This window comes from Natronorubrum halophilum (genome assembly GCF_003670115.1).
Lineage (GTDB): Archaea > Halobacteriota > Halobacteria > Halobacteriales > Natrialbaceae > Natronorubrum > Natronorubrum halophilum.
Window position 1 is genome coordinate 492,435 of record NZ_QQTY01000003.1, and the last position, 24,118, is coordinate 516,552.

At 59.1% G+C, this 24,118-nt stretch carries 28 protein-coding genes and 3 pseudogenes; 19 read left to right on the plus strand and 12 right to left on the minus strand.

Going from position 1 to position 24,118, the window contains the following annotated elements; translation table 11 throughout:
• Nucleotides 1-126: 126 nt before the first annotated feature.
• On the plus strand, nucleotides 127-777 hold the full coding sequence (locus DWB23_RS14375; RefSeq protein WP_121743500.1) for a helix-turn-helix domain-containing protein: 651 nt from the start codon (nucleotides 127-129) through the stop codon (nucleotides 775-777).
• A 435-nt stretch (nucleotides 778-1,212) separates the two neighbouring features.
• Here DWB23_RS14375 and DWB23_RS14380 read toward each other — a convergent pair whose 3' ends face one another.
• The 4 genes from DWB23_RS14380 to DWB23_RS14395 all read right to left on the minus strand — a co-directional run bounded on the left by DWB23_RS14380 (nucleotide 1,213) and on the right by DWB23_RS14395 (nucleotide 4,967).
• Nucleotides 1,213-1,842, minus strand: a complete 630-nt coding sequence (locus DWB23_RS14380; RefSeq protein WP_121743501.1) for a dihydrofolate reductase family protein — start codon at nucleotides 1,840-1,842, stop codon at nucleotides 1,213-1,215.
• 4 nt (nucleotides 1,843-1,846) lie between these two features.
• Complete coding sequence (locus tag DWB23_RS14385) at nucleotides 1,847-2,299, minus strand: ester cyclase (RefSeq protein WP_121743502.1); 453 nt, start codon at nucleotides 2,297-2,299, stop codon at nucleotides 1,847-1,849.
• Between the two features lie 127 nt (nucleotides 2,300-2,426).
• Entirely contained in the window at nucleotides 2,427-2,792 is a 366-nt protein-coding gene (locus DWB23_RS14390) for a hypothetical protein (protein ID WP_162989832.1), read from the minus strand.
• Nucleotides 2,793-3,191: 399 nt separating this feature from the next.
• Nucleotides 3,192-4,967 (minus strand): multicopper oxidase family protein, encoded by a 1,776-nt coding sequence (locus DWB23_RS14395; protein ID WP_121743504.1) that lies wholly within the window; start codon nucleotides 4,965-4,967, stop codon nucleotides 3,192-3,194.
• Nucleotides 4,968-5,591: 624 nt separating this feature from the next.
• On the opposite strand from DWB23_RS14395, the gene DWB23_RS14400 reads away from it, so the two are divergent.
• Complete coding sequence (locus tag DWB23_RS14400; protein ID WP_121743505.1) at nucleotides 5,592-5,885, plus strand: PadR family transcriptional regulator; 294 nt, start codon at nucleotides 5,592-5,594, stop codon at nucleotides 5,883-5,885.
• A 107-nt stretch (nucleotides 5,886-5,992) separates the two neighbouring features.
• Here DWB23_RS14400 and DWB23_RS14405 read toward each other — a convergent pair whose 3' ends face one another.
• A complete protein-coding gene (locus DWB23_RS14405; protein WP_121743506.1) occupies nucleotides 5,993-6,412 on the minus strand; it encodes a hypothetical protein in 420 nt (139 codons plus the stop codon).
• 613 nt (nucleotides 6,413-7,025) lie between these two features.
• On the opposite strand from DWB23_RS14405, the gene DWB23_RS14410 reads away from it, so the two are divergent.
• The 4 genes from DWB23_RS14410 (at nucleotide 7,026) to DWB23_RS14425 (ending at nucleotide 10,452) form a co-directional block, all read left to right on the plus strand.
• Nucleotides 7,026-8,039 carry a thiamine pyrophosphate-dependent dehydrogenase E1 component subunit alpha gene (locus DWB23_RS14410; protein ID WP_121743507.1) on the plus strand — a complete coding sequence of 338 codons (1,014 nt, stop codon included), beginning with the start codon at nucleotides 7,026-7,028 and terminating at the stop codon, nucleotides 8,037-8,039.
• Entirely contained in the window at nucleotides 8,039-9,073 is a 1,035-nt protein-coding gene (locus DWB23_RS14415) for an alpha-ketoacid dehydrogenase subunit beta (RefSeq protein WP_121743508.1), read from the plus strand. The genes DWB23_RS14410 and DWB23_RS14415 overlap by 1 nt, the downstream gene beginning before the upstream one ends.
• Nucleotides 9,070-9,333: a lipoyl domain-containing protein gene (locus DWB23_RS14420; RefSeq protein ID WP_121743509.1), complete on the plus strand. Its 264-nt coding sequence runs from the start codon at nucleotides 9,070-9,072 to the stop codon at nucleotides 9,331-9,333. Before DWB23_RS14415 ends, DWB23_RS14420 begins: the two co-directional genes overlap by 4 nt.
• 96 nt (nucleotides 9,334-9,429) lie before the next feature.
• On the plus strand, nucleotides 9,430-10,452 hold the full coding sequence (locus DWB23_RS14425) for a lysylphosphatidylglycerol synthase domain-containing protein (protein WP_121743510.1): 1,023 nt from the start codon (nucleotides 9,430-9,432) through the stop codon (nucleotides 10,450-10,452).
• 181 nt (nucleotides 10,453-10,633) lie between these two features.
• Here DWB23_RS14425 and DWB23_RS14430 read toward each other — a convergent pair whose 3' ends face one another.
• The 6 genes and pseudogenes from DWB23_RS14430 to DWB23_RS14455 form a co-directional block, all read right to left on the minus strand.
• Nucleotides 10,634-11,470, minus strand: a complete 837-nt coding sequence (locus DWB23_RS14430) for an ABC transporter permease (protein WP_162989833.1) — start codon at nucleotides 11,468-11,470, stop codon at nucleotides 10,634-10,636.
• Nucleotides 11,467-12,609, minus strand: a complete 1,143-nt coding sequence (locus DWB23_RS14435) for an ATP-binding cassette domain-containing protein (RefSeq protein WP_238717446.1) — start codon at nucleotides 12,607-12,609, stop codon at nucleotides 11,467-11,469. The genes DWB23_RS14430 and DWB23_RS14435 overlap by 4 nt, the downstream gene beginning before the upstream one ends.
• 469 nt (nucleotides 12,610-13,078) lie before the next feature.
• Nucleotides 13,079-13,257: pseudogene (locus DWB23_RS23510) on the minus strand (transposase); the annotation flags it as partial.
• Between the two features lie 83 nt (nucleotides 13,258-13,340).
• Nucleotides 13,341-13,784 (minus strand): hypothetical protein, encoded by a 444-nt coding sequence (locus DWB23_RS23045; RefSeq protein ID WP_162989834.1) that lies wholly within the window; start codon nucleotides 13,782-13,784, stop codon nucleotides 13,341-13,343.
• Nucleotides 13,785-14,056: 272 nt separating this feature from the next.
• Nucleotides 14,057-14,263 carry a hypothetical protein gene (locus DWB23_RS14450; RefSeq protein ID WP_121743512.1) on the minus strand — a complete coding sequence of 69 codons (207 nt, stop codon included), beginning with the start codon at nucleotides 14,261-14,263 and terminating at the stop codon, nucleotides 14,057-14,059.
• 201 nt (nucleotides 14,264-14,464) lie between these two features.
• A complete protein-coding gene (locus DWB23_RS14455) occupies nucleotides 14,465-15,238 on the minus strand; it encodes an SDR family NAD(P)-dependent oxidoreductase (RefSeq protein ID WP_121743513.1) in 774 nt (257 codons plus the stop codon).
• A gap of 176 nt (nucleotides 15,239-15,414) precedes the next feature.
• On the opposite strand from DWB23_RS14455, the gene DWB23_RS14460 reads away from it, so the two are divergent.
• From DWB23_RS14460 to DWB23_RS14495, 9 genes and pseudogenes are all read left to right on the plus strand, one after another.
• A complete protein-coding gene (locus tag DWB23_RS14460; protein ID WP_238717447.1) occupies nucleotides 15,415-15,849 on the plus strand; it encodes a bacterio-opsin activator domain-containing protein in 435 nt (144 codons plus the stop codon).
• 12 nt (nucleotides 15,850-15,861) lie between these two features.
• Nucleotides 15,862-16,050, plus strand: coding sequence for a helix-turn-helix domain-containing protein (locus tag DWB23_RS23515; protein WP_238717448.1), 189 nt, complete (start codon nucleotides 15,862-15,864; stop codon nucleotides 16,048-16,050).
• 410 nt (nucleotides 16,051-16,460) lie between these two features.
• A complete protein-coding gene (locus DWB23_RS14465) occupies nucleotides 16,461-16,799 on the plus strand; it encodes an ArsR/SmtB family transcription factor (RefSeq protein WP_121743514.1) in 339 nt (112 codons plus the stop codon).
• Nucleotides 16,796-17,305 carry an SRPBCC family protein gene (locus tag DWB23_RS14470; protein ID WP_121743515.1) on the plus strand — a complete coding sequence of 170 codons (510 nt, stop codon included), beginning with the start codon at nucleotides 16,796-16,798 and terminating at the stop codon, nucleotides 17,303-17,305. The genes DWB23_RS14465 and DWB23_RS14470 overlap by 4 nt, the downstream gene beginning before the upstream one ends.
• A complete protein-coding gene (locus DWB23_RS14475; RefSeq protein ID WP_121743516.1) occupies nucleotides 17,302-17,946 on the plus strand; it encodes a dihydrofolate reductase family protein in 645 nt (214 codons plus the stop codon). The genes DWB23_RS14470 and DWB23_RS14475 overlap by 4 nt, the downstream gene beginning before the upstream one ends.
• 344 nt (nucleotides 17,947-18,290) lie before the next feature.
• Nucleotides 18,291-18,716, plus strand: a complete 426-nt coding sequence (locus tag DWB23_RS14480; RefSeq protein ID WP_121743684.1) for an EamA family transporter — start codon at nucleotides 18,291-18,293, stop codon at nucleotides 18,714-18,716.
• A gap of 314 nt (nucleotides 18,717-19,030) precedes the next feature.
• On the plus strand, nucleotides 19,031-19,468 hold the full coding sequence (locus DWB23_RS14485) for a DUF6653 family protein (RefSeq protein WP_121743685.1): 438 nt from the start codon (nucleotides 19,031-19,033) through the stop codon (nucleotides 19,466-19,468).
• Nucleotides 19,469-19,663: 195 nt separating this feature from the next.
• Nucleotides 19,664-19,942, plus strand: a pseudogene (tnpA, locus tag DWB23_RS14490) (IS200/IS605 family transposase); the annotation flags it as partial.
• A gap of 17 nt (nucleotides 19,943-19,959) precedes the next feature.
• Nucleotides 19,960-20,187: pseudogene (locus tag DWB23_RS14495) on the plus strand (DNA glycosylase AlkZ-like family protein); the annotation flags it as partial.
• Nucleotides 20,188-20,307: 120 nt separating this feature from the next.
• Here the strand turns inward: DWB23_RS14495 and DWB23_RS14500 are convergent.
• A complete protein-coding gene (locus DWB23_RS14500; RefSeq protein WP_238717450.1) occupies nucleotides 20,308-20,679 on the minus strand; it encodes a hypothetical protein in 372 nt (123 codons plus the stop codon).
• Nucleotides 20,680-20,719: 40 nt separating this feature from the next.
• Here DWB23_RS14500 and DWB23_RS23050 point away from each other — a divergent pair, with 40 nt between their 5' ends.
• The 4 genes from DWB23_RS23050 (at nucleotide 20,720) to DWB23_RS14515 (ending at nucleotide 23,195) form a co-directional block, all read left to right on the plus strand.
• Nucleotides 20,720-21,325 carry a hypothetical protein gene (locus DWB23_RS23050; RefSeq protein WP_162989835.1) on the plus strand — a complete coding sequence of 202 codons (606 nt, stop codon included), beginning with the start codon at nucleotides 20,720-20,722 and terminating at the stop codon, nucleotides 21,323-21,325.
• A gap of 84 nt (nucleotides 21,326-21,409) precedes the next feature.
• A complete protein-coding gene (locus DWB23_RS14505) occupies nucleotides 21,410-22,300 on the plus strand; it encodes a ParA family protein (protein ID WP_238717451.1) in 891 nt (296 codons plus the stop codon).
• Entirely contained in the window at nucleotides 22,297-22,746 is a 450-nt protein-coding gene (locus tag DWB23_RS14510) for a hypothetical protein (protein WP_121743519.1), read from the plus strand. The genes DWB23_RS14505 and DWB23_RS14510 overlap by 4 nt, the downstream gene beginning before the upstream one ends.
• 200 nt (nucleotides 22,747-22,946) lie before the next feature.
• Complete coding sequence (locus DWB23_RS14515; protein WP_121743520.1) at nucleotides 22,947-23,195, plus strand: hypothetical protein; 249 nt, start codon at nucleotides 22,947-22,949, stop codon at nucleotides 23,193-23,195.
• Nucleotides 23,196-24,118 lie beyond the last annotated feature (923 nt).

Here is a 24,118-nt window from a genome sequence, read left to right on the forward strand (position 1 = left end):
TGTCGGTCGACGCGTCGGTTCGTGGATTCATTGCAACCGTGTAGAACGGAGGCGATTGATCGCCGTGAGTTCACACAGCAACATGTTTCTACGTATAAGTCGACTCGAAGCCAACGCTCCGAACGGATGCCACAGATCACGGTGAAACTCAACGGGATGGCAGTAGACGGATGGTTAGCGGAGATCTCCACCGAGTTTCCGGACTCCGAACTCAGAATTTTGGCGACTCAGGTACGCGACGTGGACGCGCTTGTCATCCTCGAAGCGAGGACATCGTCGCCCGGTGACCTCGCCGCTCGATTCGAGAGCACGCCCGAAGTGGACTCGTTCGAGAGACTACACAGCGATGATCGGATGGTGCTGATCCGGTTTTCAACTTCGAGTACGAAATCGTTTGACCCGCTCTCCAGGTCGAAGAACATCTCGGTGTACCCGACTACGCTTCGGGACGGTTGGTTTACCGTGACGTTGATCGCGTCACACGAACGGCTGTCGAAGTACACGGACGAGTTAGCCGCGGCCGAAATTCCGTATCGAGTTCTGTCGCTGGCCCAATCGTACGACTCGAGCGAACTTCTGACGGATCGTCAATCGGAGATCATCTCCAGGGCGGTCGAATGCGGCTATTACGAGACGCCTCGGAGCTGTACGGTCACGGAGCTATCAGCGCTCCTGGGGATCCACAAATCGGCGGCGAGCAGATTGCTCCATCGCGCCGAGAGCAGGATCATCAGGGCGTTCGTCGACGACGGAGTGAGTGGCGACGCTCGCGAGTGAAATCGTGGGTGCTCGAATTCGTGTAAGACGGTGGCTTTCGAAAATCGAAAAGCGACAGGTCCGACGACGAGAGGGGCAGCCTCGCCGCCGGAGACCACGGTAGGGTGTCAGTGGGGCTGATTTGGGTTGCGGTCTGTCGCGCACGGTGGGTCGCGCGACAAGTAACACATCTGGCGCAACTGTTATCAACTTCTACCCGATTCCCAGTCGCTCGAAATCGTCCTGTGCCTTTGAAGAGGTAGCCGAAAGCGCCGCGCGGCCGTCGCGTCTGCTGGTTCGCCAGAACCGACGATGCAGTCCCACCCAGCGCGTCGTAGTGGGCCACGGTCAGTTTCCGTACTGACCGTCGAAAAAACCGGCCCTGTCGAAATTCGCCTTTTCGGACGGCCGTTCTGGCGGAACGGCTGCACGCTACAGATGCGAGAGTGTCGCTACTTACTCCCCCGCATCATCCAACGCGAACGACCCGTACTCGATCTCCCCCGCCCGCTCGTATCGGAGCATTTGGACTCCCGTACTCGACGTCTCGACAGCCGTCAATTCGAGGGCCGCGGGAATCGTACCGTCGCCAAACAGCCGCTTCCCCTCCCCCAGGACCAGGGGGAAGACCCAGAGCCAGAACTCGTCGACGAGGTCGTGTGCGAGCAACGTCTGGATCAGATCGTGGCTCCCCTGCACCATGATCGCGTCCCCGCGCTCGTTCTTGAGGTCCTCGACGGCCGCTGCGACATCCCCCGAGAGGAGCGTCGAATTGTTCCATTCCACCGCGTCGAGGGATCTCGAGGCGACGTACTTGGGCATGCTGTTCAGCTTCGCCGCCACGGGATCGTCCTCCCCATCGACGTGGGGCCAGTGCGCGGCGAAAATCTCGTACGTCCTCCGGCCGAGCAACAGCGCGTCGGCCTCGTCGAACTGGTCGTCCATGATCTCGCCCATCCCCTCGTCCCAGTAGGTGACCGTCCACCCGCCGTGCTCGAAACCAGCGTCGCGGTCCTCGTCTGGACCACCCGGTGCCTGCATCACGCCATCGGCCGTGAGGAACGTTCCAACGACGAGATCGCTCATGGCCTCACGATGCCTCCGGGGAGAACAGGTCCTCCGAGAGTATCCCGATTTGTGTGAGCATCGGGATCATACCGACCTCCTGCCACGTTTCGACGAGTTGTCCGTTCTCGAAGCGGTCGATTTCGATACCCGTGACGGTCACCTCCTCGTTCGTGGGATCGATCTCCTCCATCTCCCCGACGTGCGTGCCCGTCTGCTTCCAGCGGATCACCACGTGGTCGCCCGCTGGAAGTAGCTGTTCGATCTCGAGCGGTCCGTCGATAATCTCGGAACCCATCTCGGCCATCTGGCGATAGCCATCGCGGCCGGCGGGCCACTCAGTCTCTTCCGGCATGGACGGATCGTGGAGGACGTAGTCCTCGGCGACGAGTTCGTCGATGATGTCGTAGTTATGGTTTTGCCATATTTCTTCGAAAATCTGCCGGGCGATCGCCTCGGTGTCTTCTTGTGTGCTCATGCTGCTCACGTACCCGATACTGGGCGTTAGAGAACAACACCAGCAGTTGCTTATAACGAATAGTATGCTATCCGAGTCCCCTGACTTTCCGTCTCGATACCGACTCGGTGGGCAGTCCAACTAGTCATTATACTCGAATAACCCACGTTATGAGATAAACAGTGACGACCGTGATCAGTGGAATCATCCCGACGATCATCGCGACTAACAGGGCGGGCGGGTATATGAACAACCCGGGCGGCAAGGTATCATCGTATTTGTTGAGTATATCGAACACAATAGCCGGGCCGGCAAGAACCGTTGCTGGAAGCACAGATAGTACAGCAACTGTCTCCAGTGCCCATTCTGGAGTAGCCGTGAAATAAACCAGAAAGATAAGAACAGCGGCACTCACACCAGATAACGCTGGAAGATACCACCACCTATCGGTCCATGCAGCGATGGATTCAACTGAATTGAGGACTCCCACAGAGAGATTTGTTTGGGCAGCCATACCTTGAGATGACAACGTTTCTTGTTAAATAATCTTACTATTGGCGTCGTGCTGTGCCCACCGTTCTGTTCGACGTGTAGTGAGCGTGTGTTTCACGCTAAAATACGGCTGAAGAATAGGATCTCAACAGCGCCTCGAATTACTATACGACGGCTCTGTTAAAACCCTCTGATAGTGATGAGTTTAGAGTGTTATTCGATAAGTACAGAGAACGAACTTTTTCCGCCTCGGGTTCGTCTCCGACGAACCACTCGGCGCAAAAACTTCGATGAAAAAGACCGACAGCTGTAGTGAACGTGTGTTTTACGCAACGACATCTGAAAAGTGGGATTTCAATAGCGTCAAAAATTGAACGATCGCGGGCTGGACGGACGCCACGCGAATACCAGCGGAGTCCTGCTATTCAGCGCCGTCGTCGTCATCGGAATTCGGTAGCACGTTGAAGGGACGCATCATATCGTGGTCTTCGTGCTCGATCATGTGGCAGTGCCACATGTACTCGCCCGTCTGATCGTTGAATAGCCCGTCGTACTCTCCAAAGTGGACGATCACGTGGACGACTTCGGCTGGGTGGACGGCGACCACGTCGTTCCACCCCAGTTCGTACGGCTTCGGGGGCTCGAGCGCGTCCAGTTCGATATCGTCCTCAGCCGGATTGTAGTCGCTGACCGGTTGTCGCCCCAGCACCTGAAAGTGCACGAGGTGGATGTGCATCGGATGGGACATCGAGGTGAGGTTGGCGAAACTCCAGATCTCGGTATCGCCGAGCGTGGGCTCCTCGGTGACGGGATCGTCCAACCTGAGGCCGGACTGCGATTCCTCGGTTCCGAGCAGATGTAACATCCGTCCGTAGTCGTCGACCCCTGGAACGAGCGTGAGATACCGCTCGGTATCGACCGAATCGACGGGGATCTCCGGAACCTGGGTCAGGTCGCCCGGAAGTCGACTGGCGTCCCGTTCGTCTCCCGAGCCACTCACGTCCACGAGCATGATCTCGGGAAGCGGTTCGGTATCCGTCTCATCCTCCCCGACCGTCCCGCGATACATCGTCGGCGCGTCGTTGTGGAGGAGCAACGTCTCGCCCGCGTAGTCGTCGAAATCGACGACGACGTCGGCACGGTGACTCGAGCCGAGCTCGAGGCGGTCGTCGATCTCGACCGGTTCCGAGAGCAGACCGCCGTCGGTTCCGATCTGGACGAACGGTGGGCCGTCACTGCCGGTCTCGCCCGACGACTCGTCGTACTCGAGCAGCTTGAGGTTGTAAAAGCGGCTGTTGGCACCGTTGAGGAGCCGGAACCGGTATTTCCGCGGCTCGACGGATAGCCGAGGCCAGGCTTTCCCGTTGACGACCGACGTATCCCCGTAGAACTGCGGAACGATGCTCGGTTCGGGGTGTGAACTGTCGTCACCGCCTTGCTCCTCCGGGACGGCCGTCGGGTAGAACAACGACCCGTCCTCGTTGAAGCTTCGGTCCTGAAGGACGAGCGGGATCTCGTACTCGCCTTCGGGCAGGTCGAGATTCCGTTCGTGGTCGTTCCGAAGGAGATAGAAGCCCGCGAGGCCAGCGTACACGTTTAGCCGCGTGATACCGAGCGAGTGGTCGTGGTACCACAGGGTCGCCGGCGGCTGGTCGTTCACGTAGTAGTAGTCCTTTTTCTCGAACGCAGGCCCCGTTTCCTGGAAGTTCCGGGTGAACCAAGCCTGGGCCTTGCCGTCGCTCTCGGCTTCGACGTTCCCTCCGTGAAGGTGAGGTACGACCCGCACGCCCGGCGCATCGTACGGAACCAGATCGCTGTGAACCGTCGTGTCCTCGGGGAGGAGGTGGTCGTCCGGCAGTTCGTTTTGCCACCGAACGTAGATCGGTTCACCCTGCTCGGCTTCGATCGTCGGGCCGGGATACTGGCCGTCGTACCCCCAGACGGTCGTCGCCGGGAGGTCGCGGTGTATCTTCTGCTCGACCTCACGTATCTCCATCTCGTAATAGGGTTGTCCGTCCTTCGTTCCGGTCGGGTCCATGACATTCGGACGCGGGACCTCGTCGACCCACTTCTCGAGCCCGGAGGTCGTACGACCCGCTGAACAACCTGCGAGAACCGAGATACCCGTGGCACCGGTTGCCAGGAGAACCTCTCGGCGCGATACACCCGTTTTGAGCGTCTCAACGTGGTCTCCCATAGTACACGTGAGCGTACGAACTCCCGGCAGATAGCGGGTCAAGCCGGTTCTTAGCGCGTGGGAAGCGGAGTGAACGTGTTCGCGACCAGCCCTATATCTGTGCACCCGCTACTTCGTGGGGGACGTCTCTCTTTTCACCCCATTTCGTGTCCGCATTGGGATACTCTCCTCACGTATTTCGGAATCGTCCTCGAGAATGATACGTGCTGAGTTGCCGGTGCTGTAGGGAGGTGCTACAACGGACGTAGTGGGTACAAGATCCACAATATATACAGTAGATACGATATTTGCAATAGGTATAATAGGCTCAATAGGTATAGTATCTACAAGCGGTTCAGTAAGAACTGTCGAGAAGTTCGAGAATGGTATAACGAGACGCGCGAGAGCGCGTGCGACCGCACTCAGAACGTGGGTGCTGATTACAAGTGCGTCAACACACGATGGCTGGCATGTCCGAATACTGTCGTTAGCAACGAAGTCCCCGATAACAGTGACGCCGTCTAATCGGGAGAAGGCACACGAGTAAAATCGTCGGAGTCGTCACCGGACGTACGTACCATACGCTATATCCTTTCTCTCAACTGCTCTCGGAATCTTTATACAGCGATGGACTGAAGCACCAATATGTACGATCTCACGGGATTCCAGCGTGATCTCCTGTACACGATCGCCGGACAAGACGAACCACACGGACTCGCGATCAAAGAGGAACTCGAGGACTACTACGAGAAAGAGATCCACCACGGACGACTGTACCCGAACCTCGACGAAATCGTCGACAAGGGTCTCGTCGAGAAAGGGGAAGTCGACCGCCGGACCAACTACTACACGATCACGGCTCGCGGGAAGCGTGAACTCGAGGCCCGGCGCGAGTGGGAAGATCAGTACGTCGGCGAGATGTTGTCGGACTCCGAGTGAGCCTCGCCGGAGTCAACCGTCGAGTTGTGGGTTCACAGGCGCTCGAGGCGGTTGAGCCCGTTGGGCGGGAACTCAATAACACACTCGCCTGATTCGGTTGGCGTCAGTTATCGTTCAGGTTCCAGTTGGGACGGCACGGACGGGTACCACGGTCTCGTTCCGCCCGAATAGTGTTTGTACAGCTTGACGACGAGGGCGGGGAGACCACCGATGAGCAGTACGTATCCCAGCGTCTCGAGGCCGGCAGCGAAGACGACGGCGAAGCCACTGACGGCCCCGACGACGAGGATGAGCTTCAGCGTGATCGTCCAGCGGAACGCACGCTGACGCGCTTCCGCACCGAGCTCGCGAGGCGCGACCGTCGTCCAACTGACGGGATCCCATGGAGAGTAGCCGTACTGAACGTCCCGAACGAGCGACGCGACCGCGTACAGCGCGACGACGCCTCCGAGTGCGACCGCTGCCAGTTCCTCGTTCGACCGATAGACGAGACTGACGACGTACAGCGCGAGGGCGACTGCAGTCACGCGGCCAGCTAGCTTTCCGAACGCTGCACCGTTCCTGATCCCTGTTATTCTCGCTGCCATTTTTGGTTAGATGTATATACGTGGCAGTCAGTTATAAAATAGAGTCCCGATACCCTTACACCAAGAAGTTACAATCGCCGAGACACTGGGACAGATAGTGCAGTTCCGATGGTACAACTCTGCGTGCCTGCGTTCGAGACGATGCACGGCCAGAAGACTGACACTGACGCACCTGCCTACAGATTGAACGCGCCTGACGCAACCGCTGCCGAAGCACACGCCGCCGGCGAAAGAGTTGCTGCGCTAGCGCAGGCGAGGCCGACGACGACTCTCCATCCCCAGCATGTGAACTGAGTGTCCATGGGCGTAGCCGTCGGCGTGTTCGGTCCAACGTCGGCTTGTCAGTCGGATTCCAGCGGTCGTTTGCCAGTGAATTTCCGGAGTACCTTCGTAGCCTCATTCCACTCGCCGACTACGAACGTGGAGACGTCCCGGAACGGACGGTTACGACGGCGTGCGAAGAATCTGATGCCCCCTCGCGCACATAGCTATTTATCCGCTCGTGACGTTACGTTTACAGACAACCATGGTGGCTGTTAGCAAATTACAAGAGATGTATGAGAATATGGTGACAGCGCGTCACTACGAGGAGCGCCTGCAGGAGGAGTACCTCGAGGGAAAACAGCCGGCGTTCGATATCTCCGCCGGGCCCATTCCCGGCGAGTTGCACCTCGCCGCGGGCCACGAGGCGTCCGGCGCGGGCGTCTGTCAGCACTTACGGGACGACGATACGGTCACGGCTCCGCACCGCCCCCACCACATCGCTATCGCGAAGGGCGTCGACCTCGAGCGAATGACGGCCGAGATATTCGGCCGGGAAACCGGCCTTAGCGGCGGAAAAGGCGGTCACATGCACCTCTTCGATCCTGACGTCAACTTCGCCTGTAGCGGGATTATCGCTGAAGGCTGTCCCCCCGCGGTCGGTGCCGGACTGGCCGCAAAGAAACGCCACAGCGACGCCGTCGCCGTCGCCTTCCTCGGAGAAGGTGCGATCGATCAGGGCGCGTTCCTCGAATCGCTCAACCTGGCGAGCGTCCAGAACCTCCCCGTCGTCTTCGTCATCGAGGACAACGACTGGGCGATCAGTATGCCAAAAGAGCGCGTCACCGATGTCGAAAACGGCGCACAACGCGCGGACGGCTTCGACCTTCCGGGCGCTCGCGTGGATGCCGACGACGCCATCGCGATCTACGACGCCGCCGGGGAAGCCGTCAGGCGCGCCCGCGACGGAAACGGACCGACGCTCCTGGAAGTGCAGGTCCACCGGCGGATGGGACACTTCATGGGCGACGCCGAGGGATATCGTCCCGACGCGGACAAGAACGCGGCCGCGAAACGGGATTCGATCGAGCGACTCGCGGCGGACCTTCGCGCGCACGATGTCGACGACGAGACCATCGAGGAACTCCGGTCTCGCGCCCACGAGCGCGTTGAAGCAGCTATCGAGTGGGCCAAAGAGCAACCCGAACCCGATCCGGCGGACGCCTACGAGGACGTGTTTTCGGACCCGCCGTCCGGAGCGACCGAGGGCGACCGCTCGGTTGCGGAGACGGGGGGTGATGACTAATGGCGCAACAGGAGCGAGAACGACAGACGGATCGATCGCTAACGATGAGTCGGGCGATAGTCGAAGCGATCGCCCACGAGATGCGCGAGGACGACGATGTCTTCTACATGGGCGAAGACGTCGCGGACTACGGCGGTATCTTCGACAGCACGGCGGGTCTCCTCGAGGAGTTCGGTCACGACCGCATCATGGACGTTCCGATCAGCGAAACGGCGTACATTGGCGCCGCTGTCGGGGCGGCGCAGGCGGGAATGCGACCGATTGCGGAGCTCATGTTCGTCGACTTCTTCGGAGTCGGAATGGATCAGATCTACAACCAGATGGCGAAGAACACCTACATGAGCGGCGGGAACGTGAGCGTCCCGATGGTGCTCACCGCCGCCGTCGGCGGGACGTACAACGACGCCGCCCAGCATTCCCAGACCCTCTACGGTACGTTCGCCCATCTTCCGGGCATGAAGGTGGTCGTCCCGTCGACCGCCTACGACGCGAAGGGGCTGATGCACAGCGCGATTCGCGACGACGATCCGGTCGTCTACCTGTTCCACAAGCGGTTGATGGGAATCGGCTGGCTGCCCGCGCCGGACGGCCCGAAAACGGGCGTTCCCGAAGAGCCGTATACGATTCCGTTCGGCGAGGCCGACGTCAAGCGCGAGGGCGCTGACGCGACCGTCGTTACGCTCGGCCTCCACGTCCACCGCGCGCTCGAGGCCGCCGAGTCGCTCGCCGACGACGGCATCGACGCGGAGGTCATCGACCTCCGGACGCTCGTTCCGCTCGACATCGACACCGTTCGCGAATCGGTGGCGAAGACCGGACGGCTCGTCGTCGTCGACGAGGACTACCGCTCGTACGGCGTTACCGGCGAGATCATCGCTCGGGTGGCCGAAGACGGACTCGCCGATCTCGAGGCCGTCGAGCGGGTTGCGGTTCCGGACGTCCCGATCCCGTACGCGCGGGCGATGGAAACCGAAGTGATTCCGGACGCGGCGGATATCGCGGCCGCCGTGCGGAACGTTCGATCGAACGAATGAGTTCGGACGATGATCGCGTCGCCGTCACCACGGCCGACGCGTGGCCCGAGGACGCCGACGAGGACGCCGGAGTCGTCGTCAACTGGTTCATGAGCGAGGGCGGTCACCTCGAGGACGGCGACTCGATCTGTGAGTTCCAGGTCGAAAAGGTGAGCGTCGACGTTCCGGCCCCGGTAACGGGAACGCTCGACGAAATCGTGCTCGAGGAAGACGACGAGTTCGAGCGCGGGGACACGCTCGCCTGGATTCGTTCGGACTAGACGCCTCCCGACCGCCAACGCATCAGACCCTCCACCAGGCGTCTACGGCGACCGTCCTTCGGCACGCTTTTGCTCGGTCGAACTGAACCGCAGACTGTGAGACGATCGCTTCGGTTCTTCGCGGGCGTCGCGGCCGGGACGGCCGTCTTTGCGGGCTACCTGTACACGGTCGGAGCCGATACCGTTCTCGCTCGAGCGACCGCGATCGCGCCGTGGGCGTTCGGCGTCGTGGTCGCGCTCGTGGTGCTGGAGGGGGTCGCGGATTCGATCGGCGTCTGGGCCTCGCTATCGCCGCTGAACGGCGGCGTATCGGGCCAACAGAGCGTTCAGTTCGCGCTCGCCGGCGACTTTTTCGACATCCTCAGCCCGGCCGGTCCCGTAAGCTCGGAGCCGATCATGGCCCGGTTCATCAGCGTTTCGACGGACACGGGGTACTCGGACGCGCTCGGCGTCCGCTCGGTGGCGAAGTACGTAAAGTCCGGGGCGCAGCTGAGTCTCGCCGGCGTGCTCGGCCTCGTCGTCCTCTTCGGAGCGCCGGACGCCACCGCGTTGCTCTCGACGCTTGGATTGTCGATCGCCGGCCTGGTGGTGTTCGGCGGCGTCGTTTTGGCGTCACGGAGCTACGTTTCCCACGGTATCGTCGCGGTGTTCGCACCGATCGTGACCCGGGTTTCCGGCCTGTACCGAGAACAGCCCTACGACCGTTCCGTCGTGGTGGCGGCCGTCAACCGATACTGGGAACGAGTCGTCGGCTTTCGCGAGACCCCGGAGTTAGTCCTCCTCATCGCGCTCGGCGGTGTCCTCGAGCAAGTCCTCACGGGGGCTGCCCTCTGGGTGGCGCTCACCGGCGTCGGAGTCGATGCCGCGTTCCTGCCGATCCTCGTCATCGTGCCGCTTCCACAGATCGCCAGCGTCGTTCCCATTCCGGGAAGCCTCGGAGCGTACGATGTGTTGCTCGGTGGTGCGCTCGTTCTGGTGACCGGGGCCGCGGCGACCGCCGCTACTGCGGCGGTTCTGGTCGTTCGAACGGTCACCCTTCCGTTCGGCGCGATCGCCGGCGGTATCTGCGTCGCGTACCTGCGCGGTTGGCGGCCGACCGATAGCGCACTCGAAACCTGAGCGGCGCTCCCGTTCGGCCCGTCGGAAAACCAAGCTTATCGAGCGAGAAGAAGAAATCGGCCACGAATCCGTCACGGACGCTCTCGTACTCCGCCCGTTTTGAGAGCGTCGTCGGCACCGATACGGCGGGATTCGTCCTCGAGTCGGGCCGATCTCGATCGGCAAATCCTCGCCGCATCCGCTACTGCTGCGCGCGGAAGAGATACATCGTCACGGGCCCGAACACGACGACGAGCACCGCAGACATGAGCAACACGACGCCGACGTCGCCGACCGTCGCGGTGCCATGCATCAGTCCGCGCATCGCGGTGACGAGGTGACTGACCGGGTTGATATCGACGAACGCCTCGAGCCAGCCGGGCATCGTCCGCGGATCGACGAAGACGTTGCTGACGAACGTGAGCGGAAACAGGACCATCATGCTCGCGGCCATGAGCGATTCGGGCGTTCGCATGACGAATCCGAGCGCGGTCCAGACCCACGACAGGCTAAACGAGAACACCAACAGGAGCGCGACCGCGGCCAGTACTCCGGCGATCCCGCCGTCCGGACGGAATCCGAGTATCAGGCCGAGCACGATGACGATCGTCGAGGCGATCGTGTATCGGACGGCGTCGCCGAGCAGCGCGCCGACGATGACCGACGGTTGCCACACCGGAACCGTTCGGAAGCGGTCGAAGACGCCCTTGTCGATGTCGTTGTTCAACGTGACGCCGGTGTAGATGGTGATGAACACGACGGTCATCGCCAGGATGCCGGGTAAGAGCGCCTGCAGATACTCTCCCGTCGAGCCGGCGAGGGCACCGCCGAACAGGTAGGTGAACATCACCAGGAACATGATCGGAAAGACGGTAACGTCGAACAGCTGTTCGGGGACGTGCTTGATCTTCAGCAGCGCCCGCCAGCCGAACGTGAGCGACGCGGACAGGGCGCTCGGAGGGGTCGGCCGATCGCCGGTCGCGACCGCCGAACGCAGGGTTTCGACGTCGGGCTCGTCGGGTAAACTCTCGGTAGTCATGGCGTCTCCTCCCATCGGTCGCTCTCGGAGCCGCCGCCGTCGTCGTGAGCCGGATGATCGGTCAGCGCGAGGAAGACCTCGTCGAGACTCGGCTGTCCGAGTGCGAAATCGGTGATCGCGATATCGGCTCGAGACAGTTCCACGAACGCGTGAGCGATGCGATCGGTCTCGGCGACTCGAGCCGACAGCGCCACCGGGTCGGACTCGAGATCTACGGGCACGTCGAGTATCCGGGTCAGCGCCCGTCTGGCCTCCTCGCGCTGCTCGGGATCGCGAACTCGAACGTTCAGGACACCCGAACCGACCGAGGATTTGAGTTCGCTCGGCGTTCCCTCGGCGATGATCCGCCCGTCGTCGATGACGGCGATCCGGTCGGCTAGGTGGTCGGCCTCGTCCAGGTACTGCGTGGTCAGGAGCACCGTCGTTCCGTCGGCGACGAGGGCTCGGATGATGTCCCAGACCTGGGATCGGTTCCGCGGATCGAGCCCGGTGGTCGGCTCGTCGAGGAACAGGAGCTCCGGCGTGACGACGATGCTCGCCGCGATATCGAGTCGGCGTCGCATTCCGCCCGAGTACGTCTTCACCTGCCGCGTCCCCGCCTCCGTCAGGCCGAAGGCCTCGAGGAGTTCGTTCGTGCGCGCTTTGGCCTGCGTTCGCGAGTAGCCGAGCAACCGGGCCAGCAAGACGAGGTTCTCGCGTCCGGTGAGGTCCTCGTCAACCGACGCGAACTGGCCGGTCATGCTCATCCGGCTTCGCACCTCGTCGGCGTCGCTCACCACGTCGTGGCCGAGTACCCGTGCCGAGCCCGCGTCGGGACGCAACAGCGTCGCGAGCATGCGGATGGTGGTGGTCTTCCCGGCACCGTTCGGTCCGAGGAGGCCGTAGATGCCGCCCGCCGGGATCGTCAGATCGACCCCGTCGACGGCTTTCGTGTCTCCGAAGTGTTTGACGAGTCCTTCGGTTTCGATGGCGAGCATCGGTTCGGTGTCGCCGCTCTCGTCGATTACCGTTCCGTCGGTTCGATCGCGATCGCCACCGACTGCCGGGGGATCCCGGCGACTCGTCTCTCTCGAGAACGGCTCCGAAAGTCTCGATAGCCCGTCGAAACCGCTGACGTTTCTCGAGAGCGGGGAGCTCATCGTGCGCTCGCCTCCACGGGTGTGGATCGCGGCCGGTCGCAAGCGGGATGACACGCCGTCAGCGTCTCGATTGGGGTACAGTTGATCATCGTTCTCTCCTCATTGTTTCATACGCTTCCAGAGCGTATATACTCGATCCACACCCGGAGTGAAAGTGGTCAACTGGTGCCTCGAGACAGCCGAAATAACTCGGTACGGGACCTCTCGAGCCACTTTCACTCACCGTCGGTAAACGGCTCGCGACCGGCGGTCAGTGCGTCCGACCATCCCCGCGCGCTCGTCGGTATCGTGGTCTCGACTCGCTCGATACGCGAGGCGGAGTTCGGGGTGTCAGCGGATGTCATTCTCCGCACGGTGTTTGATGAACGGACGAATCCCGTTCTCACGGGCCTCTACCCAAATCCGCTGATCATTGTATCTCTTGTCTGCAAGATGAATATCGACTTCAGCCGCGTTACGATTGAGCTCTCGAGAGGTCACGAAGATGCTCGTAGTAGGCGTGACCCAACGGTGTCCGGTCACGGACCGACGCGTGAATGAAGCTGCGAGCGCCCTCGTTAACAGCCAGATTTTGTGAGGTCCGAGATCTGTCTGTAAGTCCCAGTAGGCGTTTTCGTGCATCTCATAGCCACCCACACGATCCAACGATCTCTCCACGTTGGTTCGATACGCCGAAATGTCAATCACACAAGATATATCTGAGTGGTCACGCGATCTTAGTCAACGAACACTCATTTTCCGCAATAAGTACTGCTAATTTCAATCATATCTTTACCACGCATGGTAATATATATTTCATCTTCCATCTCTGAGACCGAACTGCAAGTATTCTTGTAACGATATTCTTGCTCTATTGCCTCATTTGAAGCCGTTACAGAGTACTCTCCTGGGTTGAGAGCGTCTTCTTCAGTGATCGACGTTACAGACCCCTCTTGAGGCGCAGATAGTTCAAAGTCTTGCCCAAATACAGATTCTCCATCAGATTCTACTATGATCTCTACATTTTGCTTAGCGTCTGTTCGATTAATAACAGTAATATCGACGCCAGTATCCCTATTTTGGATGATATCTAAACAGCCACTAAGCGATCCAGCAACGCTTATCCCGCTTATCTTGAGATATTGGCGTCGTAATATGATCTTCTTAGGAGCCCGCTGTAATATGGCACGTATCATAATCGTTTGTTGGCGTGTCCACGTAAATATAATTCTCGTCAGTACAGATGTACCATGCGAGAAATGGGATTTCGTGCGAACCAAAAACATTCTGAAGTTCTTTTAGATATATCGATGTTCATCTTGACTCCGTAAGCTTCATCCTGTGATGTTGGGGGCCGATAACTGGTATCCTGGAGATTAATACCCCATTCTAATGAGGAGAGTTCGTCCGGAAGTACAAGGAATAGAAAGATCGGCTGGCACAGAGTTCTACGTGTTGGCTTGGGCGCTCACCGGTATCCACCGACGATGAGGAAGAGTCCATAGAGGATACCGAGTATGATAAACACACCACCGCTTATCCCATAGAGCTCTCCCGAGGTGTACTCGAGTTGATCGCCATATCTCATTATCCCCGCAGATACCAAGAGTGTCAGCCCCGACCCGGTGAGAACTGTTGCAACGTCGAACCCGAACGGGTTACCAATGTCAGCCACACTTCACATAACGCATTGATGATAAATAGAACTTCTGCTTGTAGAACTATTGAAGCAGACGATAAGCAGCCGTAGTGAACGTGGTTTTCACGCAAAAACACATCTGAAAAATGGGGCTTCAACGGAGTCATTGGATGAGTCTGAACGCGACCATCTCGAGCACCCCTCGGCCCCGAGATACACACTGTCTCGGGTATACGGTCAGATTCCGGGCGTCTCCTCGATCCGAGGCACGCCATCGACGATGATCGTTTCGCCAACGATGTGCGACGAGGAGGGGCTCGCGAGGAACTGCGCGACGTCGGCGATCTCCGACGGGTGCGCGATCGAGCGATCGACCAAATCGCGGTCGATCTCCGCCGCGGAGACGCCCAGGTAGGACTCGACGGCTGGTACGGCGACGAACCCCGGAGCGATGCAGTTGACCCGGACATCGTCGCTCGCCCACTCGTCGGCGAGCGTCGTCGTGAGGTTGATCACGGCCGCCTTCGCGGCGCTGTAGTGGCTCAGCTGCGGCGTTCCCCGCCGGTTTGCGGCGCTCGAGAGTCCGAGGTTGATCACCGTTCCACCGCCCTCCTTGAGGAGATCGCCGGCGGCTTGCGTACAGTGGTACGTGCCGTGGAGGTTGACGTCGATGACCGCCTTCCACTCCTCCTCCGGGATGTCATCGAACTCCGTTATGAACCTCGTGCCCGCGTTGTTTACCAGCGTATCGATCGAGCCGAACGCTCCGGCCGTCGCCGTGACGAGTTCGTCGACGGCCTCGCGATCGGTCACGTCACACTCGACGGCGAGTGCGGTGCCGCCCGATTCCTCGATTCGCTCGGCGACGGGATCGACGTTCGTCCGGTCGCGGGAGCAGACTACGACGTTCGCCCCGTCGTCGGCGAACCGAGTAGCGATCACTTCACCGATTCCACTCGAAGCTCCCGTGACGACGGCAGTCGTCCCGTCGACGCTGGATCGTCGGCTCATCTACGCCCCTCCGTATCCGATCTGATAGGGACGATACGTCGGCGGGTTCTCGCCCCCTCATACGCCTCGTTTTTCGGCTTCATTGTCGGTGTCCGTAGTAGTCCTGCAAACGGGATAACGACGCGCGGAAACCGGTTTCCGCATTTAAGCCGCTCCGCAGCCAACGTCGACGTGATATGGCTCACGTCCAATTGAAACTCGACGCTTCGGCGTCGACGGACTGGTTGGCCGATCTCTCGGCTACGCTTTCGGAAACCACGTTTAACGTCTTGGCGACCGTTCCGACGAACGAGGATCTGCTCGGGATCGTCGAAGTACGGACGCCGGATGGCGAATCCCTCGTTCGCTCCATCGAAGAGACACCGCAGGTGCACTCCTGCGAAGTGATTCACGCCGACGATCAGGTGGTCTTATTCCAATTCAGGAGCGAAATGACGGAGTCATACGAGGTGCTTCTCACATCGGAAACCGTCCCGCAGTACCCCGTGGCTCTTCAAGACGGGTGGTTTTCCGCTCAACTGACGGCTTCGCAAGAGCAGCTGTCGGAGTACGTCGAGACGCTCTCGGAGATCGGTATTCCGTACGAGATCGTGTCGTTGGTCCACTCGTAAGACTCGAGTGAAGTGCTCACGGAGCGTCAATGGCAGGTCGTTACCGAAGCGGTTGCGCGCGGGTACTACGACACTCCTCGGGAGTGTACGCTCGCCGAGCTCGCGGAGACGTTCGACGTCGATAAATCGGCGGTGAGCAAATTGCTCCAGCGGGCCGAACGCCGCCTCGTCAAGAAGTTCGTCACCGAGGCGGCCCCGTAGCTCGGACAACCCACGACGCCAAAGTCGAATCGCCGTCCCTCGCCTCTCCTGCCATCAGAACGAACAGCCCGTCGTCGACCGGGTAGGGGCCAGAACTTGGCGCTCGAATTCGATAAAGTCGGTCGACAACGCGGGGCCCGTGGTGATCGGTGAACGCCGGCCGAACAGCTGATCTCTCGGGCGTGGGAGGCGATCAGTCGAGCGCCTCGAGATCGGTAACAGTCAGGTCCACCGGTTCGGCTGACGCTCGCACCTTTGTTCCGATCGATGCCGGAACTCGACGGTCCATCGAAAATCCAGCAGGCGATCGAACCGAAACTGTACCGAGACACTCCTTTCAGGCAGCTATGCGGTCATTCGCGTATGTTTGACTAAAGGGTTAAATAAGATAGCGACATACATTCAACCGGATGGTTGAACGACTACCGAACGATCCGGACCTCGACGCGATTTTCGGGGCGCTGGCCCACCCGACTCGACGGGCGCTCATCGAGCAACTGGCCGGCGGTCCCGAGAGCGTCGGCGATCTAGCCGAGCCTCACGACATGTCCTTGGCGGCGGTGTCGAAGCACCTGCAAGTGCTCGAGGACGCGAACCTCATCGAGGTCGAGAAGGACGGTCGCGTACGCCGCTGTCACCTGGACGGCGCGCCGCTTTCCGACGCCTTCGACTGGCTGACCCGGTACCGCGTGTTCTGGGAGGATCGATTCGACGCGCTCGCAGACCATCTGGAGGACGAAGACCAATGACAGACCACGAGACGGCCGACGAAACCGAGTTCGAACCGAGCGAGTACGACCTGACCATCGAGCGAACGTTCGACGCGCCGCGCGAGCGCGTCTGGGAGGCTTGGACCGACCCCGAGCAGGTGGCTCAGTGGTGGGGTCCGAAGGGGTTCACCGTACCCAACTGCGAGATGGACGTGCGGCCGGGCGGATCCTTCAGTATCGACATGGAAGCCCCCGACGGGACCATCTACCCGGACGAAGGGGTCTTCCACGAGGTCGACGAACCCGAGCGACTCGTCGTCACCAGCCGCGCATTCGAGGACGACGACGGCGACTTCCAGCTCGAGGTTCGCCAGACTGTCACCTTCGCTGACCGCGACGGCGCGACGGAACTCACACTCGAGGCGGAGGTCCTCACGGCCACGCCCGAAGTGGCCGAGGCGATCGACGGGATGGAGCAGGGATGGAGCGAGAGCCTAGACAAGCTCGAGGCGTACGTCGGCCAGTCGGCGAGTGATGCGAAGTGACGGCCATCACGGCGAACATCTCGACGTCGCTGGACGGCTACGTCGCCGGACCGAACGACGGTCCCGAGAATCCGCTTGGAGACGCCGGAGAGCGACTCCACGAGTGGGTCTACGGCCTCGAGAGTTGGCGCGAGGTCCACGATCTCGACGGCGGCGAATCCGGTCGGGATGACGAGATACTCGAGGAGTCGACCGAAAACGTGGGTGCCGTCGTGATGGGGCGGCGGATGTTCAGCAACGACGACGGTCCGTGGGGTGACGACCCGTTCGAGGGGCACTGGGGCGAGGATCCGCCCTTCGGCGTGCCGGTGTTCGTCCTCACTCACCACGCTCGAGAGCCGCTCGAGATGGACGGCGGAACCACGTTTACCTTCGTAACCGACGGTATCGAGAGCGCCGTAGCGCACGCGATGGAGGCTGCGGGCGACCGGGACGTCTCGGTGGCGGGTGGGGCACGCACCATCCAGCAGACTCTCGAGGCGGGGTTGCTCGACGAGCTACAGCTACACCTAGTACCCGTGTTACTGGGCGACGGAATCCGCCTGTTCGAACGATCGGATGGCGAGCAACGAGAACTGGAACGCACGAGGGTAGTCGAGTCCCCGAACGTCACCCACCTCCGGTACCGAATCACGGAGTAATAGCATGAACGCAGTACGACGAAGGTGATCGATAGAAACGCCGACCGAGGGGTGGAGCCGGTGACGGACACCACGACGAGCGACGTACGACCGCGAGTCGCGTGCTCGAGGCACCACCCAACGGCGTTATTGAAATCCTATTCTTCGGCTGTGTTTTAGCGTGAAACACACGCTCACTATACGTGAGAAGTGAACGGCGGAATCTCTATCAGTTATCGATGATGTTCGTTGAGCCGTGCTGCATATACAGCGCGCTAGCGCGCTCTCTTCTTGAATAGAGGCTATTTAAGAATCACAGGTAATGAAGAGAGATGTTTTTCAGTGGTGATGCAAATTGTACACTGATGGGTTTCCCCGAGACAGATTCGGCTGTTTTCTTTGGTACGGTTACAATGGTCACGTGGGGTATCTGGGTAGTCTTGGGCAACGCTGCGTCGGAGTCCATCGACCCGAGGACGGCCGCCGCGATCTCCTATCTCGTTGCGGGACCTCTCGCGCTCGGATTCATCCTCGTTTCAGACGCATCGCTCGCCGTTACTGCGAGGGGAGGACTGCTCGCTGGCACGGCCGGATTGTTCACCGGAATAGGACTTATTTCGATGTACGTCGGCCTCTCCGGAGGGTCAACAACAATCGTCTCTACTCTCGGTGCGATGTACTTTGTTATCGCGGCCATCATCGGTATGGTCGTCCTCGGAGACGACGTTACGATAACGAGACTTGCCGGGATAGCGTTCGCAGTTATTGGGGTCGTCTTGGTTACCCGATAGATCTGCCCGACGCAATTGTTGGGCATGGGATAGTACTCCCAAAAACGTGAGTCAAGGCGTGCCTTCCGTTCGGAAGAATAAACGAGTTCCCCTCAAAACGTTGTTCTTAGTAGTGAAGGTATTTTCAAAGTGGTTTTTTGTTGACTTCCGCGGCAACTGCGTATGCTCATTGACCGACGAGATCCCTATCAGTTCGAAATGATGTTTTGAACGGCGTATGAGATCCTGGGCGCGTATCTCGCACGAGATATCGTCGGTATCATCGACCGGTACAGAGTCAGTGTTTATACCAGTTCGCCTCTATTATGACTGGTATGTCATCACGAGTAACCGGATTTGAGGAAACGTTCTGGAAGCGTCATTCGAATCCAAAGAGCGGATGGAGTCGGACCATACTACTCCCAGCCATCCTATACGCGATTTATCATCGCAGTTGGAAGGTAGCGATAGCAGCCGTGATATTCACCGTAATTAATCCACTACTGTTCGATCCCCCTAAGGACAACGACGCGTGGATGACTCGTGTTGTCCTCGCTGAGCAATGGTGGAAGAAAGAAGGTCATGGATTCATAGGTCTTTCGTATCCAAACGTTCTTACTGTAGTGAACATTCCAACGACAATCTACGCAATCGTAGCGGCATACCGCAAGAAACCAGTTCAGTTAGCACTTGCTGGAGGGGCGTCTATGTTCCTAAAATTCTGGTACGTAGCCGAACTTGTGCGCGAGTATGAAGCCGAGAACAAAAACTGATGAATACCTTCGAAGAGACTTGCTGACTACACCCTCTGTATCTTGCACGGGCGTCTTACAGCGGTAGCGTGGCGAAAGCCACCCGTTTACGTGTGGGATGAAGCCGACAACTGGGAATCTATCCACGTTCGTAGCCACGGCTGGTGGTTGATGATTGCGTAACATCTTTAGGTGGATCGTTTCTATATACTGACAATGCCTCGTGGGTTCGACAGGGAACGTACAAATGTCGACAAACTCCAGTACCACTTCATCTGGTGCCCGAAGTCAAGCAAAGCGTAGCTTTGCGTACCTCGCGGGATCTTCGATCCCGCTCAGTACCGCAAGTCGGTACTCGAAGGCGAGGTACGTGACCGTCTGGAAGAACTCATCGAGGCGAAAGTCGATGAACTCAACCTCGAAATCTTGGAGTTGGCGATTCGCCCCGATCACGTACACTTGTTCATTACGGGCGACCCAACTCTCGCCCCGAACCCGCCGAGTACCGTCAGCGGTTTATCGACGAGCGCTTCGCCACGAGGAGCGTGCTGGTCGACGGCTTCCTCGCCGGATTCTGGAGCGTCCACGAGGAGCGCGGTCGCGCCGCGCTGGTCGTCGAGCCGTTCGAATCGCTGTCCGACGAGGACCGTATCGCTCTGGCCGAGGAGGGAAGCCGACTGCTCCCCTTCGTCGCTGGCGACGTGGAAACAGAGGGCGTCGAATTCTCCGACCTGACGTGACCGTCCGTCCCCGACGTACTTTGTCGGGAATCGTATCGAGGGACGACCTTGTACTGTCTCGAGGTCAGTTCTGAGCCGTGCCGGTCGTTCGTCGAAGTTGATCCCAACTCGTATACCCTCTCACGAGCAGGTAGGCGACGACGAGGGCGATCGTGAGTGCGCGTCGACGGCGACCGTCACCGTCGCTCCCGCTGCGTCGCTCGCGAAGATGGCGAGGTAGAGCGCAGTCGCGGCTTTGTGAAAGATTACCAGCTCCCAGACGCCGGGATACTGGTGCGGTCGATACGCGAGCAACACGAAGAGCCCGGCGAAAACCAGAAACCCGAACATCTGCCAGGTAGCAGCGACGGCGGCGTCCGCCCTGGTCGATTGGATGGATGCTGCGGCGGCCGCGAACGAGAGTACCGCGCCGAGTGCGGTAAGTACTAACAGCCCGGACGCCACACGCCGTTTCCACCTCGGAACGCCATTGAACGTATCGGTCTGTGACATCTTTCTCGAGAGGAAGGACACCGAGCCAGCCGATATAGCTATGTTCGATGAACACGGCTCGGGAGAAAGTCCGGTTCGCCGTCGCCTCGTTCGCGTCCAACTCGGCTGCGAACCGAGGAAGCAAGCACCAGTAACGTGTACCGGGGCTCTGAACGCGCGCCGTCTATCGGAGAGGGCCCCGACTACAATAGGTACAACGTTTGAAATAGGTAGGATAGGTGCAATAAGTACAATCGATTGGAGAGGATTCGCCGAAGTAGGCGATCAAATAGATGAAGTAGCCAAAGTAAACGCGTTAGGGGAAATAGTTGGAGAAGGTACAATAGGTGGTATGGCTCGAATAGGACGAATAACTGTAACAGGTAGCTCAGGCACAATAGGTAGAATAGCTATACGCGACGTTTCAGACGGGGCAGTTGTGATAGGTTCTGTGGGGTGGGTAGGACCAATAGATGGTATAGCTAAAATAGATGCTATAGGTGTAATAGATGGAATAGGTGAGATGGGTGCAATAGGTGCGATAGGTGAAATAGGTGCGATAGGTGCAATAGGCGCCTCATCCACCACACCTGGCCCACGCTACTTACCTATTGTACCTACTCGACCTATTACAGCTCCAGTAGGTAGAACTAAGACGATAGAATAAGATGTAGTCTTTGACAGCTGAAATAGAAGATATCGGAACAATAGGTGCCTATCGTACCTTGCCCGGATCGGGTGAAGCTCACCAATGGAAGCCACAACAACCGAACCACGTGCCGTTAGCGTGGTCATCTTGAAAGGCGGTGTCGGTAAATCAACAACCTCGATGAATCTCGCGCGCCAGCTCGCCGAGCGCGGTGAGACCCTCTACGCCGACCTCGACCCGAACGGTCACGCGACGAACGGGCTCGGTTTCGAAGCGGCGTACCAGGGCGACATCAATCTCGGGGACGTCATCCTCGAGGGCGACGCAACGCCCCACGATCTCATTCGGACGACCGAGCACGGATTCGATCTGCTTCCGTCGTCGGATACGCTCGAGGACGTCGAAAAAGATCTCGCCGGCGCGATGCAGGGGTCGGCGCGGATCAAAACGAAAATCGTCGATCCGCTGCTCGGAACCGAATACGAGTACCTGGTTTTCGATTGCCCGGCGTACCCGGGGATGCTCAACAACAACGCCCTCGTCGCGACGGGGAACGTTATCATCCCGATCGAACCGGGATCGAGCGCGATCGGCGGCTACAAGCGAACGATGGAACGACTGATCGAACCGGCGCGGGAGTACATCGACGTCGACGTCCTCGCGGTCGTTCCGAACAAACTCGCCGACCGAATCGATCAACAGACGGAGGATCGGGAACTGCTCGAGAACCTGAACACGGCGACCTACGAGGTAAACCCCGGCCAACCGCTGCAGGAAGCGGTTCCGGACTTCGCTCGGATTACGGCCGCCGAGTTCGATGCGATCGATGCCGGTGACACGTCGCCACCGAAACCGGGGATCCGGCACCGGTCTGCGCTATCGCGGTCGCTGCAGCACAATCAACCGTTACAGGACTACGACCCCGAAAACGACCAGATCCCCTACTACGAGGAACTCGCCGAGATCGTCGCAACTGAGGGTGGGAAACGATGAGCAATCCGTTCGACGATCTCAAAGAGGACGACGCGGATTCGACCGAATCGGCGGATGCGCTCGAGAGCGAGCCAGAGACGGATTCGGACCAGGCTCCCGACGAGCCGTCGATAACGGATGCAGAGACGAGCGATGAATCGGCCACGGAACAGCCGGAACATCGTGACGAATCCGACGAGAAAACCGACGAGCCACTGTCGGCCGCAGAAGCGGGTCCGGCGTTCGAATACAGCCAGGTTCAACAGAAGCCGTTCTACGCTCGGACCGAGACGGTAAACGAATTCGAGAACAAGATCCGGACGACGATCGTTCCAACGCTCGCCGAAGCGGAGATACTCGACGAGGAAACCCGCGAGATTCACGATGCGGTCCTCCGTCTCGCAAGCGAACAGCCCGAACGAATCGCCGAACTCATACTCGAGGAACGGCGAGAATCGGGACGGTAGAACGGTGGAGTCGGCCACGCTCTCTTCCTTTCCCGCTCGTTTCGCTCGTGTTTGAGGATAGCGCGGAACCTTTGGTTCCGCTGACCATGCGAACGGCGAAGCCGTGAGCAGAAGGGGACTCCGCACTATTGTTTCGTTGAACGATCGGAGATCGAACAGGTACGAACGGTTTATGGGTTTCAGGCGTTCTACAGAGTACAATGACGCAGAGATCACTGTTACAGAGTCGCGTTGTGCATATGGGAATTCTCAGTGTTTTCATTCTAATCGCACTAGTAGAACCACTTCAGGAAGCGTTACCGCGATGGAGGGGGATACTCGCGGTCGCAATTCTTTTCGCGTGGATGCTCGGACAGCGCTACGAACGCGAGATTATCGTCGACGCTGGGGTGGCCGACAAAGAAGAGGTCGTTCAGGTCGAACGCGATAGGTCGAGTTGGTTCTTTTGAAACGAGGAAACGGCGGCTACTGCCCCCTGGTCTTCTACTCGTAGGGCCCCGGTTCAACCGTAACGACGCGTTCGGCCTCCGGCTCGCCGGCCCGTCGTGCGAGATAGGGGCCTCCCTTATCGAGGCGATTACTGGAATCTCCGTTCTCAACCGTCGTCACGGCGTCGAAGATCCACCGCTGTCTCGCAAAATCACCTGTTTCAAATACAGTTTGGAGAACCGAGAGGTCCGTCCTGACTATCGTAGAAAACTGTTTATAAGTGCGTCACAGATACAAACGATAGCCGCTCAATGGTTCCTCTCCGAGTTACGTTGCCACTAACTGACTCCGATTTAGAACGGCTATTAATAGGACGGATATGTTTCCATCAATCCGGAATCGAGTAGATTGTGCCAGATACGGCTGACTCCGACGGATTCGATCGTCTTCGAAGCACTATTTCTACGAGAGCTAATCGGAGGCGCGATCTCGAGACCGGTGCGTTTCTCGTCGATAGAGCCGACGACCTTAGTCAGCACTCCGTCGACGAGATCCTGATTTCGATTCGAAAACTGGAAATGAAACGCTGGAGTAATAGTTTGATATATGATATGATGGCCAACCGGATCTCTTTCAAATATTTTACTCGCACAAAACCAACAGCGATTGAACGCGGTTCCAAGCTTTCGCCGTCCGGCGCACCGTTACAACCGAGAGCCGACCGAAGATCGGACCTGAACAGATTGCATTGATCTACGGTCGCGAGACGCTCACCGACCGGATGACGTTCTCGGAACGCGCGATCGGGAGGTGTAGGAATCTTGTTTCCGTCGAACGCTGCCTCGAGGGTTGTGGTGAGGCCGGTAGTACTGTACATACGGGAACGATCGGCGTATATTCGGCGAGTTGCACCTGCGTGAAGTTGATATCCTCCCGTTTTAGG

Bases quoted from the DNA above. Each gene is read 5' to 3' on its own strand.
- DWB23_RS14375 (WP_121743500.1), top strand. From the start codon at position 127: ATGCCACAGATCACGGTGAAACTCAACGGGATGGCAGTAGACGGATGG.
- DWB23_RS14380 (WP_121743501.1), bottom strand. From the start codon at position 1,842: ATGAGCGATCTCGTCGTTGGAACGTTCCTCACGGCCGATGGCGTGATG.
- DWB23_RS14385 (WP_121743502.1), bottom strand. From the start codon at position 2,299: ATGAGCACACAAGAAGACACCGAGGCGATCGCCCGGCAGATTTTCGAA.
- DWB23_RS14390 (WP_162989832.1), bottom strand. From the start codon at position 2,792: ATGGCTGCCCAAACAAATCTCTCTGTGGGAGTCCTCAATTCAGTTGAA.
- DWB23_RS14395 (WP_121743504.1), bottom strand. From the start codon at position 4,967: ATGGGAGACCACGTTGAGACGCTCAAAACGGGTGTATCGCGCCGAGAG.
- DWB23_RS14400 (WP_121743505.1), top strand. From the start codon at position 5,592: ATGTACGATCTCACGGGATTCCAGCGTGATCTCCTGTACACGATCGCC.
- DWB23_RS14410 (WP_121743507.1), top strand. From the start codon at position 7,026: ATGTATGAGAATATGGTGACAGCGCGTCACTACGAGGAGCGCCTGCAG.
- DWB23_RS14415 (WP_121743508.1), top strand. From the start codon at position 8,039: ATGGCGCAACAGGAGCGAGAACGACAGACGGATCGATCGCTAACGATG.
- DWB23_RS14420 (WP_121743509.1), top strand. From the start codon at position 9,070: ATGAGTTCGGACGATGATCGCGTCGCCGTCACCACGGCCGACGCGTGG.
- DWB23_RS14430 (WP_162989833.1), bottom strand. From the start codon at position 11,470: ATGACTACCGAGAGTTTACCCGACGAGCCCGACGTCGAAACCCTGCGT.
- DWB23_RS14435 (WP_238717446.1), bottom strand. From the start codon at position 12,609: ATGAGCTCCCCGCTCTCGAGAAACGTCAGCGGTTTCGACGGGCTATCG.
- DWB23_RS23045 (WP_162989834.1), bottom strand. From the start codon at position 13,784: ATGATACGTGCCATATTACAGCGGGCTCCTAAGAAGATCATATTACGA.
- DWB23_RS14455 (WP_121743513.1), bottom strand. From the start codon at position 15,238: ATGAGCCGACGATCCAGCGTCGACGGGACGACTGCCGTCGTCACGGGA.
- DWB23_RS14460 (WP_238717447.1), top strand. From the start codon at position 15,415: ATGGCTCACGTCCAATTGAAACTCGACGCTTCGGCGTCGACGGACTGG.
- DWB23_RS14465 (WP_121743514.1), top strand. From the start codon at position 16,461: ATGGTTGAACGACTACCGAACGATCCGGACCTCGACGCGATTTTCGGG.
- DWB23_RS14470 (WP_121743515.1), top strand. From the start codon at position 16,796: ATGACAGACCACGAGACGGCCGACGAAACCGAGTTCGAACCGAGCGAG.
- DWB23_RS14480 (WP_121743684.1), top strand. From the start codon at position 18,291: ATGGGTTTCCCCGAGACAGATTCGGCTGTTTTCTTTGGTACGGTTACA.
- DWB23_RS14485 (WP_121743685.1), top strand. From the start codon at position 19,031: ATGTCATCACGAGTAACCGGATTTGAGGAAACGTTCTGGAAGCGTCAT.
- DWB23_RS14500 (WP_238717450.1), bottom strand. From the start codon at position 20,679: ATGTCACAGACCGATACGTTCAATGGCGTTCCGAGGTGGAAACGGCGT.
- DWB23_RS23050 (WP_162989835.1), top strand. From the start codon at position 20,720: ATGTTCGATGAACACGGCTCGGGAGAAAGTCCGGTTCGCCGTCGCCTC.
- DWB23_RS14505 (WP_238717451.1), top strand. From the start codon at position 21,410: ATGGAAGCCACAACAACCGAACCACGTGCCGTTAGCGTGGTCATCTTG.
- DWB23_RS14510 (WP_121743519.1), top strand. From the start codon at position 22,297: ATGAGCAATCCGTTCGACGATCTCAAAGAGGACGACGCGGATTCGACC.
- DWB23_RS14515 (WP_121743520.1), top strand. From the start codon at position 22,947: ATGACGCAGAGATCACTGTTACAGAGTCGCGTTGTGCATATGGGAATT.